Origin of the sequence: Kribbella sp. NPDC004536, from assembly GCF_042873835.1 — a bacterium.
Classification (GTDB): Bacteria; Actinomycetota; Actinomycetes; order Propionibacteriales; family Kribbellaceae; genus Kribbella.
Genome location: NZ_JBIALY010000001.1, coordinates 2,474,869 through 2,495,471 on the forward strand (window position 1 = coordinate 2,474,869; position 20,603 = coordinate 2,495,471).

A 20,603-nucleotide genomic window follows, 5' to 3' on the forward strand; every position below is an offset into this window, starting at 1 on the left:
AGTCCCCGCGTGTGCTGCTCAGTGCAACAGGTCGCCGTTGAGCCAGACGGCTTGGATGTCGGTGGGGGTGCCTAGGGTGAAGATTCGGGCGAGGGCTTCTTCGGTGTCTTCGGCGTGGGTGATCGCGACCGCGAGGGGGGAGCCCTCGGCGGGGCGGAGGAGTTGGGCGTCGAAGTACTGGCCGACGGACAGGTGGCCTACCTGGGGGAGGTTCAGCGCTTCGGCGCCGGCGGTCGTCGCCAGGTAGAGCAGGTGCGCGGCGGTCAGCGGGCGGCCCTGGTCGCCTTGGAGTTGCTGGCAGAAGTACGCCTGGAGGCCTTCCTTGAGGAGCGAGAAGCCCGTACCGGCGCCGACGTCGGAGCCGAGCGCCACGCGTACGCCGTGCTGCAGGTGGCGCGTCAGCGGGAACAGGCCGCTGCCCAGCGCGGCGTTGCTCGTCGGGCAGTGGGCGACCGTGGCGCCGCTGGTCGCGAGGAGTTTGAGCTCGACGTCGGTCGGGTGGACGTTGTGCGCGAGTACGGTACGGCGGTCCACCAGGCCGTGGCGGTCGTACGTCGTCACGTAGTCGCTGCCTCCGAACAGGTCGGCGACCGTCGCGATCTCGGCCTCGTTCTCGTTCACGTGCGAGGTGAACATGGCGCCGGGGATCGCGTCCATCAGCTCCCGGCAGGTGGCGAGCAGGTCGTCGGTGCAGGACAGCGAGAAGCGCGGCGTCACGGCGTACCGGTTGCGGCCGACGCCGTGCCAGCGGTTGGCCAGCGCGAGCGATTCGGCGTACGCGCGGACGGGCGTGGTCAGCAACTCCGGTCGGAGCAGGCGGTCGCTCAGCACCAGGCCGGACGTGATCCGCAGGCCGACCTGCGACGCGGCGGTGAAGAGCGCGTCGACGGCGTCCGCGTAGTGCGCGCCGAAGACGAGCGCGGATGTCGTACCGGCTGCCGCCAGGCCGCGGACGAACTCGTTGGCGACGCTGGTCGCATACGCCACGTCGGCCATCCGCGCCTCCTCCGGGAGGGCGTACCGGTCGAGCCATTCGAGCAGCGGCAGGCCGAGGCCGCCGACCGCGCGGATCTGCGGGAAGTGCACGTGGGTGTCGACGAACCCGGGCAGGACGACGCCGTCGCGCAGGTCCACGACCTGCTCGGCGGGGTGCGCCTGGCGCAGCTCCGAGTACGGGCCGCGGGCAACGATCAGCCCGTCCTCGACCAGCAGGCCGGCGTCGCTGTCGACCCGCAGCCCGGCGCCCGCGAACGGGTTCTCCGGGGTGTCGATGAACGTGCCACGGTAGAGAGTCATGCTTGTGCCTTACGCTGAGCCGAGGCGGGGCGACGCTCGGCAGATCGAGCCGACACGGGAAGCCGCGCGGCAGACTCCGCCGAGGCCGGGAGCGCCTCGGTGGACTGGGTGGTGAAGCGTTCGAGCAGCCAGGCCGCGACGCTGACCGCGATCACGGCCGGCTGCTTGCCGGTGATGCTCGGGATGCCGATCGGCGTGGTGATGCGGGCGATCGCCTCGGGTGGGTTGCCGTCCTCGGCGAGCTTGCGCTGGAACCGGGTCCACTTCGCACTCGACCCGATCAGCCCGATCGTCGCCAGCTGGTCGTTGCGGATCGCGGCGTCGCAGAGCGCGGCGTCCTCCGCGTGGTCGTGGGTCATGATCACGGTATGCGTACCGGGCGGCAGCTCCCCGACGACCAGCTCGGGCAGCACCGGGACGTTGTGTACGTGTACCTGGGCGACCGCGTCGTCCAGCACGCCGAGCCGTTCGGTGGTCAGCTGGTCGGCGCGTGAGTCGACGAGGTGGAGTTCGAGGTCGTGCCGCGCGAGGATCCGCGCGAGTTCGAGCCCGACGTGCCCGACGCCGAAGATCGCCACGGACGGCACCACGGGCAACGGTTCCAGCAACAGCTTCACCTCACCACCACAACACTGGACCCCGTGCTGGTACGGCGCTTTGTCGGACAGCGCCGCGGTCAGCACCTCAGGCGTCGTCACCCCGTCGGCGATCATCTCCCGCGAACGCTCGACCCCGAGCGCCTCGAGGTTGCCGCCGCCAACGGTTCCCCAAACGTTGTCCACAGCAACAACCATCTTCGCGCCCGCCTCGCGCGGTGCGTGCCCGCGTACGGACAACACGGTCACCAACACCCCCGCCGCACGCCGGGAACGCAACCGCTGAACGGCCTTCACCCACTCCATGACGCACCTCCTCGCGCCCGCTCGACCGCCCAATAGACGGCCTCCGGTGTTGCGGGGGACGGGAGGTCGACGCTGGTACCAGCCGGGCCGAAGGCGGCAGCGGCTTGGCGCAGCGCCTCTCGGACGGAGAAGGCGAGCATGAGGGGGGGTTCGCCTACAGCCTTGGAGCCGTAGACGGCGCCATCCTCGTGAGCCTTCTCCAGCAAGGTGACGTTGAAGACTTCCGGCATCTCGGAGAAGCTCGGGAGTTTGTACGTCGACGCTGCCTGCGTCGACAGCCGGCCCGTGTTCGCGTCCCAGCGGAGGTCCTCCAGCGTCAGCCAGCCCGCGCCCTGGACGAAGCCGCCCTCGATCTGGCCGATGTCGATCAGCGGGCTGAGGCTGTCGCCGACGTCGTGCACGATGTCGACCCGGCGCAGCGTGTACGCCCCGGTGAACCCGTCGACCTCGACCTCCGACGCCGCGACGCCGTACGCGAAGTACTTGAACGGCTCGCCGCGCATCGCGTTCGCGTCCCAGTGCAGGCCCTCGGTCCGGTAGAAGCCGGCCGCCCACAGCTGCACCCGCTGGTGATACGCGAGGTTGACGAGCTCGTTCCAGTCGACGCCGTCTCCGGACAGCCCGCGTACGACACCGTCGACGAACCGTACGTCCAAGGGACTGATCCCAAGCTTGCCGCCGGCAACCGTCGCCAGCCGCTCCCGGATCTGCTCGCACGCGTTCTTGATCGCCGCCCCGTTCAGGTCGGCACCGGACGACGCCGCGGTCGCGGACGTGTTCGGTACCTTGTCGGTCCGCGTGGGTGCCAGTCGCACGCGAGAGAGGGAGACGCCGAGGGTCGTCGCGGCGACCTGCAGCATCTTCGTGTGCAGGCCCTGACCCATCTCGGTGCCGCCGTGGTTGATCAGCACCGACCCGTCCTTGTAGACGTGCACCAACGCGCCGGCCTGGTTGAACGCGGTCAGGTTGAACGAGATCCCGAACTTCACCGGCGTCAACGCCAACCCGCGCTTCACGTGCTCATGAGCTGCGTTGAACTCGGCGATCTCCGCAACACGCCGATCAACCTCACCAGCGGAGAGAACCTGCGACCAGCACGACTCGAGCCGGTCCGCGTGCCGTACTGGTTGCCCGTACGGCGTGGAGTCGCCCGGCTGGTAGAAGTTCCGCCGCCGCAGCTCCGCCGCGTCGTACCCGAGCAGCGGGGCGCAGCGTCCGAGGATGTCCTCGATCACCAGCATCCCCTGCGGCCCACCGAACCCGCGGAACGCGGTCTGCGAGGTCTTGTTGGTCTTCGCGATCTGCCCGTCGACGCGGACGTGCGGGATCTCGTACGCGTTGTCGATGTGGCACATCGCCCGCGCCAGTACCGGCTCCGACAGGTCGAGGCTCCACCCGCCGTCCGCGGTCAACGTGGCGTCGAGCGCGACAAGCTTGCCATCGGCCCCGAACCCGACTGTCCACTTGCTGTGGAACCCGTGCCGCTTGCCCGACATCGTCATGTCCTGCGTCCGGTTCAGCCGCAACCGCACCGGCCGTCCGGTCAGCGTCGCGCCCAGCGCGGCGATCGCGGCGAACCCGTGCGGCTGCATCTCCTTGCCGCCGAACCCGCCGCCCATCCGCAGGCACTGCACCGTCACGGAATGGCTGGCCAGCCCGAGTACGTGTGCAACGATTTCCTGCGTTTCCGACGGGTGCTGCGTACTCGACTGCACGAAGATCTGCCCGTACTCGTCCACCAGCGCCAACGCCGAATGCGTCTCCAGGTAGAAGTGCTCCTGCCCGGCGAATTCGAACTCGCCGCGGAAGACGTGTTCCGCACCGGCCAGCGCCGCGTCGACGTCGCCGCGCTCCAGGTGCCGCCCGATGCCCTGGAAGCTCCCGGCGTCGATCGCGTCGCGGACGCCGATCAGCGCCGGCAGCGGCTCGTACTCGACCTCGACCGCGCACGCCCCGAGACGTGCCGCCTCCAGCGTCTCGCCGAGCACCCAGCACACCGCGTGCCCGTTGAACATCACCTCGCCCGGGAACAACGGCTCGTCGTGCTTCACGCCCGCGTCGTTCACCCCCGGTACGTCGTCCGCGGTCAGTACGCGCACCACGCCGGGCACGTCGTACGCCGGCTTCACCCGGAGTGCGGTGATCCGCGCGTGCGCGTGCGGCGACTGCACCGGCCAGGCGTGCAGCACGTCGCGCGTGCGCATCACCAGATCGTCTGTGTACAAGGCGGTTCCGGTCACGTGCAGCGCGGCGCTCTCGTGCGGCATCGGCACGCCGACGACGGGCTGCAGCGGCCGCTCCGACAGGTGGCTCATGCTTCGACCTCCTTGAAGTAGAAGCGCAACAATGACTGGCCGAGCATCGCGGAGCGGTACGACGAACTCGCCCGGTGATCGTCCATCGGCGTACCCTCGGTCGCCATCACGGCGGCGGCGGTACGGACGGTTGTCTCGTTCCACGGCTGACCGATCAGTGCTTGTTCGGTCGCGGTGGCGCGCAGCGGAGTCGCGGCGACACCGCCGAGGCCGATCTTCACGTCCCGTACGACGCCATCCGTGACGTCGAGGGCGTACCCGATCGCGACGCTGGAGATGTCGTCGAAGCGCCGCTTGGCGATCTTGTGGAACGCGGTGATCGGTGCCAAGGGCAACGGAATCACGATCGTCCTGATCAGCTCGTCCGGGTACTTCACCGTCTGCCGGTACCCGGTGAAGTACTCAGCCAACGCGACCACCCGCTCCCCCCGGCTCGAAGCCAGCACCAACTTCGCATCCAGTGCCAGCAGTGCGGGAGGTGTATCCCCGATAGGTGATCCGGTCCCCAGGTTCCCGCCGATCGTCGCGCCGTTCCGGATCAGCCGCGACGCGAACTGCGGGAACAGTTCGGCGAGCAACGGCACCCGCCCGCTCAACCTGCGCTCGATCTCCGTCAACGTCAGCGCCGCGCCCAGTCGTACCTCGTCCGTACCGAAGCTGAACTCGCGCAGCTCTTCCAGGCGGTCGATCGCGATGGTCAACGATGGCCGCGATCCGAAGATGTTCACCTGCACACCGAGGTCGGTCGAGCCGGCTACTACCACCGCATCGTCCCGCTCACCCAGTACGGCAAGTGCGTGGTCCAGCGAGGCCGGGCGGATGAACTCGCCTTCGGTGGAGACCATGCCCGTTGGTACGGGCGCGGGGGGCGGGGAGTTGCGGCGTACGGCGAACGCGTCGTTCTCGGCCGGCTCGTCCAGTGCGTAGGCAGCGTCCCGGATCGGCCGGTAGCCGGTGCATCGGCACAGGTTCCCGCTCAGCGAGTGCAGATCGAACCCGTTCGGCCCATGCTCATGATCGGTCGCATCCGTACCGGATGGTTGGGGAGGATTTCCGCCCGATCCGGGATGAAAAGCCTCCCCAACCCCGGCCGTTGCAGCGGCGGATCCGGCGCGGCCGGGGCGGTAGTACTCGGCGGCCATGCTGCAGATGAAGCCGGGGGTGCAGAAGCCGCACTGGGAGCCGCCTCGGACTGCCATCTCCTGCTGCACCGGGTGCAAGCTGTCCGGTGCTCCGAGGCCCTCGGAGGTGAGGAGCTCCTGGCCGTCCAGGGAGGCGACGGGGAGGAGGCAGGCGTTGATCGCGGTCCACTCGGTGGCGGACGAGATGCCGGGGCGGGCGACCAGGACGGAGCAGGCGCCGCATTCACCTTCGGCGCACCCCTCCTTGGCGCCGGTCAGGCCGCGGTCGCGGAGCCAGTCGAGGACGGTGGTGTGGACGGAGACGTCACCGATCGGGGTGACGTCGCCGTTCACGGTCAGTGCAGGAGCCCGGAGGGCTTGGGTGGTCATCGGTTCGTGCTCCATCGGGTACGCGCGGAGTGGATCGGGTTGGCGTCGGACACGTAGTCGTCGAAGCGGTAGCCGGCGATCTTCGCGATCTCGAGCAGCGCGGCGGCGTGCTCCTGGTTCTCGCAGTTCCCCAGCCGCTCCCGCCCCTGCTCGACGATCCGTTCGTACGACTCGGCGTCCCGCACCGAGATCACCAACGGGAACCCGAACCGGTCCTCGTACGCCGACGTGATCGCCGTCAGTTCGTCCCGCTCGGGATCACCGAGGAACGTCAGCCCCTTGTCGGACTGGTCCCGCAGCGACGCCTCGCCGCTCAGCCCGTCCGCGACGAACTGGGACCCGAGCTGCGGGTACGCCTGGATCAGCTCGACCTGCTCGTCCCGCGACCCGGAGAACAACGCCTCCTGGAACGACCGCCGCAGCGCGTGCGTGTCGGCGTACGGCCGCATCTCCCAGGCTCGCTCGACCGCCCACCGCGGACCCTGGAACAGACCGCCGAACGTCTCCACGAACTCCTCGCGGGTCATCTGGTTGACCTGGTCCAGCCGGACCGAGTCGCCGGGCTGGCCGGCCACCGCCGGGCCGAAGTTCTTGCCGACGTGGTGGAACAGGATGTTCAGGAAGATCGCGGTCAGGCTGCCGAGGGTGATGCCGCTGCCGAAGATGATCTCGGCCCAGTGCGGTACCGCCTGCGAGACCTGCGGCTGCGCGGTCACGTACATCGCCAAGCCGACGCTCGTCGCGACGATCACCACGTTCCGGTGGTCGTGGAAGTCGACCTTGGCCAGCGTCTGGAACCCGACCACGGCCACGGTCGCGAACATCGCCAGCGCCGCGCCACCGAGCACCGGATGCGGTACGCCGGCCACGATCGCGCCGGCCTTCGGCAGCAGCCCGATCAGGATCATGATCGCGCCGGCGGTGGCGACCACCCAGCGGCTGCGGATCCGGGTCAGCCGGACCAGACCGACGTTCTCGGCGAAGCAGGTGTACGGGAACGAGTTGAAGACGCCGCCGATCGTGGTCGCCAGGCCGTCGGCGCGCAGCGCCCGGGCGATGTCGTCGCGGCCGATCCGCTTCTCGACGATCTCACCGGTCGCGAACACGTCACCGGTGGTCTCGACCGCGGTGATCAGCATGACCACGATCATCGAGATGATCGCCGCCACCGAGAACTTCGGCCAGCCGAAGTAGAACGGCTGCGTCACGCCGACCCAGGCCGCGTCGTGCACCGCACCGAAGTGCGCGTCGCCGAACGCCCAGGCGACCAGCGTCCCGGCCACCAGGCCGACCAGGACCGCGATGGTTGCCATGAACCCCTTGAACACCCGCTGGATCAGCACGATCAGCGCCAGCGTGCCGAGCGCGTACGCCATGTTCTTGCCGCTGGTCGGTGCCGCCGTCGGTCCCGCCCCGCCGACCGCGTCCCCGGCCGCGACCGGCAGCAGCGCCAGACCGATGATCGTGATCACCGAACCGGTCACCACCGGCGGGAAGAACCGGATCAGCTTGCTGAAGTACGGCGCGATGAAGAGGGTGGCCAGCCCGGCGACCAGTACGGAGCCGTAGATCACCAGCAGGCCGTCCGTACCGCCGCCGGCCGCGAGGCCGATCGCGATCATCGGCGAGACCGCCGTGAACGTGACGCCCTGCAGCAGCGGCAGCCGGACGCCGACCTTCCAGAACCCGACGGACTGGATGATCGAGGCGATTCCGCAGGTGAAGAGGTCCGCGTTGATCAGGTGGATCAGCTGCTGGGTGTTCAGCCCGATCGCGCTGGCGAGCAGGATCGGTACGATCACCGCCCCGGCGTAGAACGCCAGTACGTGCTGAGCGCCGTACACCGCGAGCTTGCCAGGCGGCAGCACCTGGTCGACTGGGTGGCGGTTGGACCGGTTTGCCTTCATCGGGGACACGCTCCTCGGCTGCGATGGGGCGGCGGGGGATTGACCTGCCCTGAGCATCGGCTCACCAGCCCCTGGATTGCACCCCGTGAACCTCCGAAGATGAACAGCCGGAGAACGTCCTGTTTTGTGTGATCACACAACTACAGGGATTTGAGCGCCAGGAAGATGTCGACGCGGTCCTCGAGGCTCGACAGATCGCGTCCGGTCAGTTGCTCAACGCGTTCGATGCGGTACCGGACGGTGTTGACGTGCAGGTGGAGCGACTCCGCCGTACGCGTCCACGAGCACGAGCAGGCGAGGAACGCCTGGAGCGTCATGAGCAGGTCGGCGTGGGTACGACGGTCGTGGTCGAGGACCGCTCCGAGGACGCGGTTGCTGTACGTACGGCGTACGTCGTCGGGCAGCGTCGCGAGCAGGAGGACGTGTGAGGCGACCTCGTCCGACGTGACCACCGAGACGGGTGCGCGGGCGGCACCGGCGGCGCGCTGCGCGAACCGGGCCTCCTCCACGGCGCCGGCGAGCGCGTCGATCGACGTCTCGCCGCTGATCCCGACCGCGAGATGGGCGCGGTTGAGTCCCGGGGCGAGCCGCCCGAACGCCCGCCGGAGGTGCTCCGGGAGCTCGGGCGTGAACGGTAGGAATGCGACCAGTAGCCCGTCCCGGCCGATCGCGACGACGGCCGGTCCGAAGGTGAGCGCGACGTCCTCGATCAGGGTCAGCGCGACCTCGCCGGGGCCGTCGTCGCGCAGCCCGGCGACCGCGACAACCAGCGGCCGCTCCGAATGCGCACCCGCCTGACGCAGGCGCGCGGCGACCTCGGCTTGCGCCGCACCCGACTCGACCAGCGACAGCGCGTCGGCGACCAACGGCCGGAGCGCCCGCCGCCCCTCGTCCCGGCGCGCCCGGTCCAGCGCCGCAATCGCACAAAGCTCGTGCACCGCCTCGACGTGGTCGCGACTCCACATCGTGTAGTCCCCGTCGATCACCAACACCCAAGCAGTAAGCCGATTCCCAAACCCAGACCCAACCGAAAACAAGCTGTACGCCTCAACCCCCACCCCAACCCCCACCCCCACCCCGGCACTCGCCCCGGTCCCGGCGCCCGCTCCGGTCCCGGCGCCCGCCCCGACCCCCGCCCCCGCTGCGCCAGCGGCGGGGGCGGCCGTGACTGCGGGCATTCGGTCTGTGGTGAGGAATTTGCGGGTTACGGCGTCGAGGGTGTCGGGGGGTAGTTCGCTGGGGCCGGGTACGACGTGGCGTCCGGTGGCGGTCAGGACTCGGCAGTCGTGGCCGATCTCGGCGGAGATTCGAGCCGCGAGTTCGTCCAGGCTCCGCCCGGCGGCGATCGACGACAACAGCTGCCGTTGCCGGACGAGGCTGGCCGACAACCGCGCCCCGGTCTCGGCCGATCCGGCGGCCGCAACGTACTCGGTGATGTCCGCGAACGCGATCTCCACCGGCACCTCGATCAGCGTCACCTCGTGCCGCCGGCACGCCTCGACCAGGTCGGTCGGTACGTCGCCCAGCTGCGCCTTCCCGGCCAGGATCGTGGTCGCCCCGCGGCCCGCCATCGATGCGACGAAGACCTCGCTGTCCATCGGCCGGCGCCGCCAGACGAGCCCGGTCAGCACCACCTCGCCGCCGTTCAGGTACCGCCCGGGCTCCAGCAGGTCGGTCGTCACCAGCCGCCCGATCGGCCGGTCCAGTACGCCGCCCGCCGAGTGCAGCAGGCGCAACCCGAGCTCGGGCGCGTCGAGCAGTTCCGTCAGCAGCACGGCGTACCTCCTTTAGAGGAACGTACAACGCGCGCGCCCGCGTACGACAGCCCTCATATAGGACCCCGGACGCTTGACGCCCCGGACCCGGCGACTTATGGTCATTTCGCAGAACAGAAATCAAGTTCCACAATGCGGAAGTTGGAGACGGGATGAGTCACCAGTTGCGGTACACGGTGAACTGTTCGTTGCTCTTCACCGAGCTGCCCCTGCTCGAGCGGCCCGCGGCCGCCAAGCGGGCCGGGTTCAGCGCGGTGGAGTTCTGGTGGCCGTTCGTCGAGGCCGTCCCGCCGGACCGCCAGGTCGACGCGTTCGTGACCGCGGTCACCGACGCGGGCGTACAGCTGACCGGCCTGAACTTCTTCGCCGGCGACATGCCCGGCGGCGACCGCGGCCTGGTGTCCTGGCCGAAGCGCTCCGGCGAGTTCCGCGACAACATCGACGTCACCGTCGGCATCGGCGAACGCCTCGGCGCGGAGGGTTTCAACGCGCTGTACGGCAACCGCGTCGACGGCGCCACGGAGCAGGAACAGGACGACCTGGCGATCGAGAACCTCGGCCTGGCCGCCCAGGCCGCCGCACGGATCGGCGCCACCGTCCTGCTCGAGCCGGTCAGCGGCGCACCGCGATACCCGCTCACCCGAGCGGCCGACGCGCTCGGCGTGATCGACCGCGTCCAGGCGGCGTACGACGTACCGAACCTCGGGCTGCTCGCGGACCTGTACCACCTCGCGGTCAACGGCGACGACGTCGACCAGGTGATCGCCGCGCACACCGACCGGGTCGCGCACGTCCAGATCGCCGACGACCCGGGCCGCAACGAGCCCGGTACCGGCACCCTCCCGCTCGACGCCCAGCTCGGCGCCCTCGAGGGATGTGGCTACACCGGCTGGGTCGGGCTCGAGTACAAGCCGTCCACCACCACAGACGCAAGCTTCGGCTGGCTGCCGTACGAGCGCCGCTGAATTACCTAGGAGACGAAATGACGAACATCGCCTTCATCGGCCTCGGCATCATGGGCAACCCGATGGCCGTCCACCTCGCCAACGCCGGCCACTCCGTGACCGGGGTCGACCACAGCCCCGAGCGCACCGCCGCACTGGTCGAGGCCGGCGGCCGGGCCGTGCCCTCGATCGCCGAGGCGGTCAAGGGCGCCGACGTGATCTGCGTGATGGTGCCCGACTCGCCCGACGTCCAGGACGTGCTGGCCGGCGAGAACGGCGTCTTCCAGACCGCCGAGACCGGTGCCCTGATCATCGACTTCTCCAGCATCCGCCCGGACGTCACCCAGCAGCTCGCCGAGCAGGCCCGCGCGATCGGCTTCCGGCTGCTCGACGCACCGGTCTCCGGCGGCGAGGCCGGCGCCAAGAACGCCGCGCTGTCGATCATGGTCGGCGGCGAGGCGGACGACTTCGCGCAGGCCAAGCCGATCTTCGACGCGGTCGGCAAGACCGTCGTCCACGTCGGCCCGAGCGGCTCCGGCCAGACCGTGAAGGCGGCCAACCAGCTGATCGTGGCCGCGAACATCCAGGCGGTCGCCGAGGCGGTCGTGTTCCTGGAGGCGTACGGCGTCGACACCAAGGCGGCCCTCGAGGTACTGGGCGGCGGGCTGGCAGGTTCGACCGTACTGAACCAGAAGAAGGAGAACATGCTGTCCCGCTCCTTCGAGCCCGGGTTCCGGATCGACCTGCACCACAAGGACATGGGCATCGTCACCTCGGCCGCCCGCGAGGCCGGCGTCGTCGTACCGCTGGGCGCCCTGGTCGCGCAGCTCGTCGCGTCCGCCCGCGCGAACGGCGACGGCAAGCTCGACCACTCCGCGCTGCTCCGCGGCGTCGAGCGGCTGTCCGGAAAGGACGTCAGCTGATGGCGCGTATGCGGGCGGTGGACGCCGCCGTACTGATCCTGGAGAAGGAAGGCTCGACGCAGGCGTTCGGTCTGCCGGGCGCCGCGATCAACCCGTTCTACAGCGCGATGCGTGCCCATGGCGGGATCAAGCACGTACTGGCCCGGCACGTCGAGGCCGCATCGCACATGGCCGAGGGGTACACGCGGGCGAAGGCCGGCAACATCGGCGTCTGCATCGGTACTTCCGGACCGGCCGGTACGGACATGATCACCGGGCTGTACTCCGCCGCCGCGGACTCGATCCCGATCCTGTGCATCACCGGGCAGGCGCCGGTCGCGAAGCTGCACAAGGAGGACTTCCAGGCCGTCGACATCTCCGCGATCGCCAAGCCGGTCGCGAAGTGGGCGGTCACCGTGATGGAGGCCGCGCAGGTCCCGGGCACCTTCCAGAAGGCGTTCCAGGTGATGCGCGAAGGCCGTCCCGGTCCGGTGCTGATCGACCTGCCGATCGACGTCCAGCTGACCGAGATCGACTTCGACATCGACACGTACGAGCCGCTTCCGGTCTCCCGGCCGGCCGCGACCCGGGCGCAGGCGGAGAAGGTACTCGACCTGCTGGCCGGCGCGGAGCGCCCGCTGATCGTCGCCGGTGGCGGCATCATCAACGCGGACGCGGCCGACCTGCTGGTCGAGTTCGCCGAGCTGACCGGGATTCCCGTCGTACCGACGTTGATGGGCTGGGGCGCGATCGCGGACGACCACCCGTTGAGTGCGGGCATGGTCGGGCTGCAGACGTCGCACCGGTACGGCAACGCGACGATGCTCGCGTCGGACGTCGTACTCGGCATCGGCAACCGGTGGGCGAACCGGCACACCGGCGGGCTGGACGTGTACCGCGGTTCGCGCAAGTTCATTCATGTCGACATCGAGCCGACGCAGATCGGGCGAGTGTTCGCGCCGGACTACGCGGTGGTGTCGGACGCGCGCGCCGCGCTGGAGGTTTTCGTCGAGGTCGCTCGCGAGCGGGCGGGTTCCATACCAGACCGTACGGTATGGGCCGCGGAGTGCCGGGAGCGTCGTACGACCCTGCAGCGCAAGACGCACTTCGACGCGGTGCCGATCAAGCCGCAGCGGGTGTACGAGGAGATGAACCGCGCGTTCGGGCCGGACGTCCGGTACGTGTCGACGATCGGGCTGTCGCAGATCCAGGCCGCGCAGATGCTGCACGTGTACCGCCCGCGGCACTGGATCAACGCCGGACAGGCGGGGCCGCTCGGCTGGACCGTACCCGCGACACTGGGGGTCGCCACCGCGGACCCGGAGAGCACGGTCGTCGCGCTGTCGGGTGACTACGACTTCCAGTTCCTGATCGAGGAGCTCGCGGTCGGGGCGCAGTTCAACATCCCGTACATCCACGTCGTGGTGAACAACTCGTACCTCGGCCTGATCCGGCAGGCGCAGCGGAACTTCGACATGGACTACTGCGTGCAGCTGTCCTTCGAGAACATCAACAGCCCGGAGGTCGCGGGGTACGGCGTCGACCACGTCAAGGTCGTCGAAGGCCTCGGCTGCAAGGCCCTGCGGGTGTCCGAGCCGGACGGGATCCTGCCGGCGCTGGAGCAGGCGAAGAAGCTGATGGTCGAGTACCGCGTGCCGGTCGTCGTCGAGGTCATCCTGGAGCGGGTCACGAACGTGTCGATGGGGGTCGAGATCGACAACGTGATCGAGTTCGAGGACCTGGCGATCGCGCCCGAGGACGCGCCCACGGCACTCGCGTTGCTGGACTGATGGCCACCGCGTCGTTCGAGGGGTTCGGCCTGCGGGTCGTCGTCGCCTCGGACAAGTTCAAGGGAACGCTGACGAGCGCCGAGGTCGCGGAAGCAGTCGGCGCCGGGGTACAACGAGTCTGCCCCGACGCCACCGTGACCTCGGTCCCAGTAGCCGACGGCGGCGACGGCACCCTGCCGGCCGCCGTCGCCGCCGGTTACACCCTGTACCCAGTCACCGCCTCCGGCCCCACCGGCGAACCCGTCCGCACCGCCTACGCCCGCCGCGGCAAAACCGCGGTGGTCGAACTGGCCGACGTATCAGGCCTGATCCGCCTGCCGGGTGGAGTCCCCGCCCCGCTGACGGCAACGTCCTACGGCACAGGCCAAGTCATCGCGGCAGCCGTGGCCGCCGGCTGCAAGCGCATCATCCTCGGCATCGGCGGAAGCGCGTCGACAGATGGCGGCCGCGGCATGATCGACGCGCTTGCGGGGCGTGACCCTGGGCTTTCCGGAAACAATTCGGCGCTCTATGCCGAAAACCTTCCGGAAAGCGCCCCGGTCCTGCGCAAGCGGCTCGCTGGCGTGCAGATCGTGGTCGCGTGCGACGTCGACAATCCGCTGACCGGACCTCGCGGTGCGGCAGCTGTCTACGCGCCACAGAAAGGTGCCACTCCAGCGCAGGTCGCCGTACTGGACGAGGCGCTCGGGAACTGGGCGGATCAGGTGGCTCGGGAGACCGGGGTGGATCTGCGCAACGCTCCGGGTGCTGGCGCGGCGGGTGGGGTCGGGTTTGCGGCGATTGCTCTGCTGGGTGCCGAGCTGCGACCGGGGATCGAGCTCGTGCTGGAGATGGTGCGGTTCAGTGAGCAGCTCGCCGGTGTGGACCTGGTGGTCACCGGCGAAGGCGCCCTCGACGAACAGACGCTGCACGGCAAGGCCGTCGCGGGAGTGGCAGCGGCGGCCGGAGCTGTCCCAGTGGTCGCGGTCTGTGGCGTGAACAAGCTGGCACCCGAGCAGCTCAAGGAAATAGGTGTCGCGGCGGCGTACGCGCTGACGGATGTCGAACCCGACGTACGACGCTGCATCGCCGAACCCCGCCCGCTGCTCGAAGCGCTCGGCGAACGGATCGCGGTGGAGCACCTTACGATGACACGAAGAGAGAAAGGGATCGCATGAACGCTCTGGATCTCGTCATACGAGCTCGTCGGGTGGTGCGCGGCGGGGGTGAGCAGGCGGCTGCGATCGGGGTCCGGGATGGGCGGATCGTCGCGATCTCGCCGTACGACGCGGAGCTCGACGCCGCGACGGAGCTCCGATTGGCCGACGACGAAGTACTGCTTCCGGGGCTCGTCGACTCCCACGTGCACGTCAACGACCCGGGCCGGACCGAGTGGGAGGGTTTCACCTCCGCGACGAAGGCCGCGGCCGCCGGCGGCGTCACCACGATCGTCGACATGCCGCTGAACAGCATCCCGCCGACCTGCGACGTCTCCGCGCTCACGCTCAAGCGGAAGACCGCCGAGACCCAGGCGTACGTCGACGTCGGCTTCTGGGGCGGCGCGATCCCCGGCAACGTCCCCGACCTGCGCCCGCTGCACGACGCCGGCATCTTCGGGTACAAGTGCTTCCTGCTGCACTCCGGTGTCGACGAGTTCCCCCCGCTCGACCAGCCCCAGCTCGCAGCCGCCATGCGCGAGATCGCGAGCTTCGACGGCCTGCTGATCGTGCACGCCGAGGACGCGCACCGCATCGACGAGGCGACCCAGCCCGACGGCGCCAGCTACGCAGCCTTCCTCAACTCCCGCCCCCGTACAGCGGAGAACGAGGCCGTACAGCACGTCATCGACCTCGCCCGCGAGACCGGCTGCCGCGTACACATCCTGCACGTGTCCAGCGCCGAGGTCCTCCCGCTGCTCGCGAAGGCCCGCGCCGACGGCGTCCGGATCAGCGCCGAGACCTGCCCGCACTACCTCAGCTTCGCCGCGGAGGACATACCGGACGGCGCCACGCAGTACAAGTGCTGCCCGCCGATCCGCGAGGCCGCGAACCGCGAACTGCTCTGGGACGGCCTCCGCGACGGCACGATCGACCAGATCGTGTCCGACCACTCGCCGTCGACGATCGACCTCAAGCACCTGGAGACCGGCGACTTCGGTACGGCCTGGGGCGGCATCGCCTCCCTTCAGCTCGGGCTCTCCGCGATCTGGACCGAGGCCCGCCGCCGCGGCTTCACGCTAGGCGACGTGATCCGCTGGATGGCCGAGGCGCCCGCCGACCAGACCGGGCTGCGTACGAAGGGCCGGATCGAGGTCGGGTACGACGCCGACCTGTGCGTGCTCGCACCCGACGAGACCTTCGTCGTCGACGCGCACCAGCTCCAGCACAAGAACGCGATCACGCCGTACGACGGCCGCACGCTGACCGGAGTCGTCCGGAGCACCTGGCTGCACGGCGTACGCGTCGACCTCACTGCCGACCCACGCGGCCGCCTGCTGACCCGAGGAGAACGATGACTTTCTATGCCCCGCAGGGCGGACTGCCCCCGCAGACCGACCTCACCACCGACCGCGCGGTCTTCACCGAGGCGTACGCCGTGCTGCCGCGCGGCACGATGACGGACATCGTCACCAGCCGGCTGCCGTTCTGGGACGACACCCGGCTGTGGGTGATCGCGCGCCCGCTGTCCGGCTTCGCGGAGACGTTCTCGCAGTACATCGTCGAGGTCGCGCCCGGTGGCGGCAGCGACAAGCCGGAGACCGACCCGGCTGCCGAGGCGGTCGTGTTCGTTGTCGCAGGCAACATTGTGCTGACAGTCGCGGGGGAGAAGCACACGCTGACCGAGGGTGGGTACGCGTACCTGCCGCCGGGCGGCGACTGGACCGTACGGAACACCAGCGACGCTGTTGCCACCTTCCACCTGGTGCGGAAGGCGTACGAGCGGATCGAGGGGATCGACGTACCGCCGGCGCTGGTCACCAACGAGGCCGACGTCGAGGGCCGGGAAATGCCGGACACCAACGGCGCGTGGAAGACGCAGCGGTTCGTGGACCCGGACGACGTACGGCATGACATGCACGTGAACATCGTGACGTTCGAGCCGGGCGGGGTGATCCCGTTCCCGGAGACGCATGTGATGGAGCACGGGCTGTACGTCCTCGAGGGCAAGGCGATCTACCTGCTGAACAAGGACTGGGTCGAGGTGCAGGAAGGCGACTTCATGTGGCTGCGCGCGTTCTGCCCGCAGGCCTGCTACGCGGGCGGACCGGGGCGTTTCCGGTACCTGCTCTACAAGGACGTCAACCGGCACCCGAAGCTGACGCTCTGAGCTCCTTGCGGAAGAAGACCACAGCCGCGTCGTCGCGCCTCGGCCTCGGCGTCCGCAAGGATCCTGCTGCCGAGGCCGGTGCCGCGCAGCTCGTCCGGCAGGTAGAGCAGGTCGACGAACCACAACCCGAGCGACGTACGCCCAGTCAACCCGCCGAGGGTCGCCCCAGTGGCCGCATCCTTGACCAGCACCGCCGACAGTTTCAGCCTGCGATGCGGACCGGGCGGGTGGGGGTGGGGAGGGGGTCGGTGATGAGGCGGGCGTGGCGTTCTACGTCGTACCGGGTGCCGTCGAAGGCCAGGCGTTGGCGTTCGATGCCTTCGGAGAGGAAGCCTGCGCCGGCGGCGACCGCGCAGGACGCCGGGTTGCTGAGGCGGTGGCCGAGCTCCAACCGGTACAGGCCGGCCTCCTGGTGGGCCCAGCCGGACAGCGCCCGGAGCGCGTCGCGGGCGACTCCGTGGCCGCGGACGTCGGAAAGCGTCCAGTACCAGGTCCAGCCGACCCGGTGCCGGTCGATGTTCGTCACCCCCACGCACCCGATTGGGTGGTCGTCGGCGTCCGCGACGGCGTACACGTGCCCGTTGTCGAGATCCGCGACCCGCCCGATCCAGTCCACCGCGGACGCCCGGTCCACGATCCCGCCCTGGTCCACCATCGCCGGATCCTCGTGCGCCGAGGCAAGCCGCAGCGCATCACCAGTCCGCCACCGCCGGAGCCCCAGCTCCCCGAGCGCGTATCCCATCCATCGAAAATACCCCCGCCCCCGAGTCGCCATCCCGGTGCACGGCGCGTTCACCCCCAGTTCAGCGAGACGCCGCCGCAGATCGCCACCAGCGCGCCGAGCACCTCGACCAGCCGGTCGCCCCGCGGGATCTTCCCGTCGTATGCCCAGTACGTCGTCCCCGGATCGTGCTTGGGCGTCAGCCCGTGGCCCGTGTTCAGGCACATGACGACCGCGATCAGCCCGCCGAGCATCAACCCCAACGGGACCGCCACGGACGACGGCGTGGCGGTCGTCGCGATCACCAGTGCGACCAGGTAGCCGACGCCGGTGAAGACCAGGCAGCGCCCGCGAGTGTGCGCGGTCAGGCGCAGGACAACCACGCCGGCCGGCCACGCGACATACGCGGCGAGGAGAACGGTACGCGGCACTAGGAGAGGATAGGGCGTATGGGATATCTGGAGTTCAGGGATCAGGTTGTGGTGGTTACTGGGGCCAGTAGCGGGATTGGGGCTGCTGCGGCGGTGGGGTTTGCGGAGACGGGGGCCACGGTTGCGCTGCATTACCACCGGAACGAGGAGGGGGCGAAGCACACCGTCGGGGCGGTGCAGACAGCCGGGGGTACGGCGTCGTTGCACCAGGCGGACCTCGCCGACCCGAAGTCGGCCGACGCGTTCATCGACGAGGTACTCGCGCAGCACGGGCGGATCGACGTACTCGTGAACAACGCCGGTGACCTCGTCCACCGCTCGCCGATCGCCGACGTACCGGACGAGCAGTTCCACCGGATCCTGGACGTCAACCTGACCTCGGTGTTCGCGCTCAGCCGGCGGATCGTACCGGTGTTCAAGGCACAGGGCGGCGGCTCGATCATCAACGTCACGTCGATCGCCGGGCGGACCGGAGGCGCCGGTGGTTCGGTGGTCTATGCCACGTCGAAGGGTGCGGTCAGTACGTTCACCCGCGGGCTCGCGAAGGAACTCGCGCCGGACGGGATCCGGGTGAACGCGATCGCGCCCGGCGTGATCAAGACCCCGTTCCACGACCGGCACACCGGCGACGCGCAGATGCAGGCGATGCTGGCGACCATCCCGATGGGCCGCACCGGTACGCCACACGAGTGCGTCGGCACGATCCTGTTCCTCGCCTCCGAACGGATGGCGTCGTACGTCACCGGCCAGATCATCGAGATCAACGGCGGCCAGTTGACGCCGTAGGCAACCAATTCGTGGGAGAAGAACAGGAAAAGCAACCGCGGTTCGCGCGGGGGGAGGGGCGGCAACCAACTCTGAGGCTCTTGCCAGCAAGAGCGAACGGTTCCCCCAGCCTGGCTGGCTAACTTCGTGGTTGTCGCAAGCAGTTGACCGCGGCAACAACCAACACGAAGGAGAACCTCATGAGCCTCAAGAAGATCGCCCCGCTCCCGAAGAAGCACCGCGCCCCGAAGCCCGGTGCCTGCCACCACAAGCCCGCGAAGAAGGCACCGCGCCGCCGCCCGGTCTCGCGCTAGTTCTCTGACGATGGGGCCTGCATCCGCAGGCCCCATCAGCGTGTCACGACCCGGGGAGGCGGCATGACGATTCGGCAGGCGTTCGCGCGGTTCTGGCCGCTGACGCGCGGCGATCGGCGGTGGTACGTACTGGTGTGCTCCTGTGTGATCGCGGCGGCGATGTGCGAGACGGTCGCGATCCTGTTGTTCGGCAATCTGACCGATCACGCACTGGAGCAGGGTTCGCTGGCCGCGTTCTGGAGTCCGGCGGGCGCGTGGCTGGCGGTCGCGGTGGCCGGCGCGATCATCGGCTACTTCGGCAACTCGCTCGCGTACTGGAGCGGTGAGCGGTTCGTACGGCGCCTGCGCGCGCGGGTGTTCGGGCATCTGCAGGAGCTGCCGCCGGACTTCTTCCAGCGGTACCGGCGCGGGGACCTGGTCGAACGGCTGAGCGGCGACGTCGAGGCGATCGAGCAGCTCGTCGTGTCCGCGGCGATCGGCGTGGTCTCGGCGGTGTTCCGCGTCGTACTGTTCTCGGCCGCCGCGTTCTGGTTGCGGTGGGACCTCGCGCTGGTGACGTTCGTACTGGCACCGCTGTTGTGGTTGGCGGCGAAGGTGTTCTCGGGTCCGATCCGGCGGTTCGCCCGCTCGGAGCGGGTCGCGGACGGCGCGATCACCTCCGTACTGGAGGAATCGCTCGGGGCGATCGAGCTCACGCAGGCCTACAACCGGAAGCCGGCCGAGGAGCAGCGGCTCGATCGCGAGGCGGTCGCGTGGCTGCGTGCGTCGGTGAGCGGCGCGCGCCGGAGTGAGCTGTACGAGCAGGTCGTGGAGGTGCTCGAAACGCTCTGTGTGCTCGGGGTGATCGGGCTGGGCGTGTGGGAGATCTCGAACGGGCGGATGACGCTCGGGGCGTTGCTGTCGTTCGCGGCGTTCCTCGGGTATCTGTACCCGCCGTTGCGCAGCCTCGGCGAACTCAACCTGACCGCGACCGCCGCCACCGCGGCCACCGAACGGCTGGAGGAGATCCTGTCGGTCGGCCCGACCGTGACGGACCCGGAACGCCCGGTCGAACTCGGGCGCGTACGGGGGCGCATCGAGTTCGACCGGGTGACCTTCCGGTACCAGGGTGTGGACGTACTGACGGACTTCAACCTGACCGTGGAGCCCGGCGAGTTCGTCGTACTCACCGGGCCAAGCGGAATCGGCAAGTCGACCATCGCGAAACTCCTGCTCCGCTTCTACGACCCGAGCGCCGGGCAGATCCGCCTGGACGGCGCGCCCCTCCCGTCACTGCAGCTGAGCCGCCTTCGCGATGCAGTCACCCTCCTTCCCCAACAAACCCACACCCTCCCCGGCACGATCCGCACCAACCTCACGTACGCCAACCCCGACGCCACCGAGCAGGAGATCGTCGCCGCCGCAACAGCCGCGAACGCCCACACCTTCATCGAAGCTCTCCCGAACGGCGACGACACCTCCCCGACCGCGCTCTCCGGCGGCCAGCTGAAACGTGTCGCCTTCGCTCGCGCCCTACTCCGCAACACCCCGGTCCTCGTCCTGGACGAACCAACCACCGGCCTCGACCCCCAGTCCGCCCACCACCTCATCCAGTCCCTCCCACCCAACCGCACCACAATCCTCATAACCCACGACCCATCCCTGACCACCTACGCCAACCGCGTCGTCGACCTGAGCGCACCGCTCCAACGCGGACTGCTCACGGCCGCACGAGACCTCTGACC

17 protein-coding genes are annotated in these 20,603 nt (G+C 69.4%); 8 read left to right on the forward strand and 9 right to left on the reverse strand.

Going from position 1 to position 20,603, the window contains the following annotated elements; genetic code table 11:
• Nucleotides 1-18 precede the first annotated feature (18 nt).
• The 6 genes from guaD to ACFYRU_RS12400 all read right to left on the reverse strand — a co-directional run bounded on the left by guaD (nt 19) and on the right by ACFYRU_RS12400 (nt 9,706).
• Entirely contained in the window at nt 19-1,296 is a 1,278-nt protein-coding gene (gene guaD, locus ACFYRU_RS12375) for a guanine deaminase (protein ID WP_387656676.1), read from the reverse strand.
• On the reverse strand, nt 1,293-2,198 hold the full coding sequence (gene xdhC / locus ACFYRU_RS12380) for a xanthine dehydrogenase accessory protein XdhC (RefSeq protein ID WP_387656680.1): 906 nt from the start codon (nt 2,196-2,198) through the stop codon (nt 1,293-1,295). Before xdhC ends, guaD begins: the two co-directional genes overlap by 4 nt.
• Complete coding sequence (gene xdhB / locus ACFYRU_RS12385) at nt 2,186-4,513, reverse strand: xanthine dehydrogenase molybdopterin binding subunit (RefSeq protein ID WP_387656683.1); 2,328 nt, start codon at nt 4,511-4,513, stop codon at nt 2,186-2,188. Before xdhB ends, xdhC begins: the two co-directional genes overlap by 13 nt.
• Nucleotides 4,510-6,024: a xanthine dehydrogenase small subunit gene (locus ACFYRU_RS12390; protein WP_387656686.1), complete on the reverse strand. Its 1,515-nt coding sequence runs from the start codon at nt 6,022-6,024 to the stop codon at nt 4,510-4,512. Before ACFYRU_RS12390 ends, xdhB begins: the two co-directional genes overlap by 4 nt.
• Nucleotides 6,021-7,931, reverse strand: a complete 1,911-nt coding sequence (uraD, locus tag ACFYRU_RS12395) for a 2-oxo-4-hydroxy-4-carboxy-5-ureidoimidazoline decarboxylase (RefSeq protein ID WP_387656689.1) — start codon at nt 7,929-7,931, stop codon at nt 6,021-6,023. The genes ACFYRU_RS12390 and uraD overlap by 4 nt, the downstream gene beginning before the upstream one ends.
• A 140-nt stretch (nt 7,932-8,071) precedes the next feature.
• Nucleotides 8,072-9,706, reverse strand: a complete 1,635-nt coding sequence (locus ACFYRU_RS12400; RefSeq protein ID WP_387656691.1) for a PucR family transcriptional regulator — start codon at nt 9,704-9,706, stop codon at nt 8,072-8,074.
• Between the two features lie 152 nt (nt 9,707-9,858).
• Here ACFYRU_RS12400 and ACFYRU_RS12405 point away from each other — a divergent pair, with 152 nt between their 5' ends.
• From ACFYRU_RS12405 to ACFYRU_RS12430, 6 genes are read left to right on the forward strand one after another with little or no spacing between them, the layout of a single operon-like run.
• Nucleotides 9,859-10,671 (forward strand): hydroxypyruvate isomerase family protein, encoded by an 813-nt coding sequence (locus ACFYRU_RS12405; RefSeq protein ID WP_387656693.1) that lies wholly within the window; start codon nt 9,859-9,861, stop codon nt 10,669-10,671.
• Nucleotides 10,581-11,573, forward strand: a complete 993-nt coding sequence (locus tag ACFYRU_RS12410) for a 2-hydroxy-3-oxopropionate reductase (RefSeq protein WP_387656696.1) — start codon at nt 10,581-10,583, stop codon at nt 11,571-11,573. Before ACFYRU_RS12405 ends, ACFYRU_RS12410 begins: the two co-directional genes overlap by 91 nt.
• Nucleotides 11,573-13,342 carry a glyoxylate carboligase gene (gene gcl, locus ACFYRU_RS12415; protein WP_387656698.1) on the forward strand — a complete coding sequence of 590 codons (1,770 nt, stop codon included), beginning with the start codon at nt 11,573-11,575 and terminating at the stop codon, nt 13,340-13,342. Before ACFYRU_RS12410 ends, gcl begins: the two co-directional genes overlap by 1 nt.
• Nucleotides 13,342-14,499, forward strand: coding sequence for a glycerate kinase (locus ACFYRU_RS12420; RefSeq protein WP_387656701.1), 1,158 nt, complete (start codon nt 13,342-13,344; stop codon nt 14,497-14,499). Before gcl ends, ACFYRU_RS12420 begins: the two co-directional genes overlap by 1 nt.
• Nucleotides 14,496-15,836, forward strand: a complete 1,341-nt coding sequence (gene allB / locus ACFYRU_RS12425; protein ID WP_387656704.1) for an allantoinase AllB — start codon at nt 14,496-14,498, stop codon at nt 15,834-15,836. Before ACFYRU_RS12420 ends, allB begins: the two co-directional genes overlap by 4 nt.
• Complete coding sequence (locus ACFYRU_RS12430; protein WP_387656706.1) at nt 15,833-16,648, forward strand: bifunctional allantoicase/(S)-ureidoglycine aminohydrolase; 816 nt, start codon at nt 15,833-15,835, stop codon at nt 16,646-16,648. The genes allB and ACFYRU_RS12430 overlap by 4 nt, the downstream gene beginning before the upstream one ends.
• On the opposite strand, the gene ACFYRU_RS12435 is transcribed toward ACFYRU_RS12430, so the two are convergent.
• Genes ACFYRU_RS12435 through ACFYRU_RS12445 form a run of 3 tightly spaced genes read right to left on the reverse strand, consistent with a single transcriptional unit; the run spans nt 16,609 to nt 17,800 of the window.
• On the reverse strand, nt 16,609-16,839 hold the full coding sequence (locus ACFYRU_RS12435) for a hypothetical protein (RefSeq protein ID WP_387656709.1): 231 nt from the start codon (nt 16,837-16,839) through the stop codon (nt 16,609-16,611). The genes ACFYRU_RS12430 and ACFYRU_RS12435 overlap by 40 nt on opposite strands.
• A gap of 11 nt (nt 16,840-16,850) precedes the next feature.
• Entirely contained in the window at nt 16,851-17,390 is a 540-nt protein-coding gene (locus ACFYRU_RS12440) for a GNAT family N-acetyltransferase (protein WP_387656712.1), read from the reverse strand.
• A 50-nt stretch (nt 17,391-17,440) separates the two neighbouring features.
• Nucleotides 17,441-17,800, reverse strand: coding sequence for a hypothetical protein (locus tag ACFYRU_RS12445; protein ID WP_387656715.1), 360 nt, complete (start codon nt 17,798-17,800; stop codon nt 17,441-17,443).
• An 18-nt stretch (nt 17,801-17,818) separates the two neighbouring features.
• Between ACFYRU_RS12445 and ACFYRU_RS12450 the strand changes: the two genes are divergently transcribed.
• Entirely contained in the window at nt 17,819-18,586 is a 768-nt protein-coding gene (locus ACFYRU_RS12450; protein ID WP_387656718.1) for an SDR family NAD(P)-dependent oxidoreductase, read from the forward strand.
• Between the two features lie 356 nt (nt 18,587-18,942).
• Nucleotides 18,943-20,601 (forward strand): ABC transporter ATP-binding protein, encoded by a 1,659-nt coding sequence (locus ACFYRU_RS12455; protein ID WP_387656721.1) that lies wholly within the window; start codon nt 18,943-18,945, stop codon nt 20,599-20,601.
• Nucleotides 20,602-20,603 lie beyond the last annotated feature (2 nt).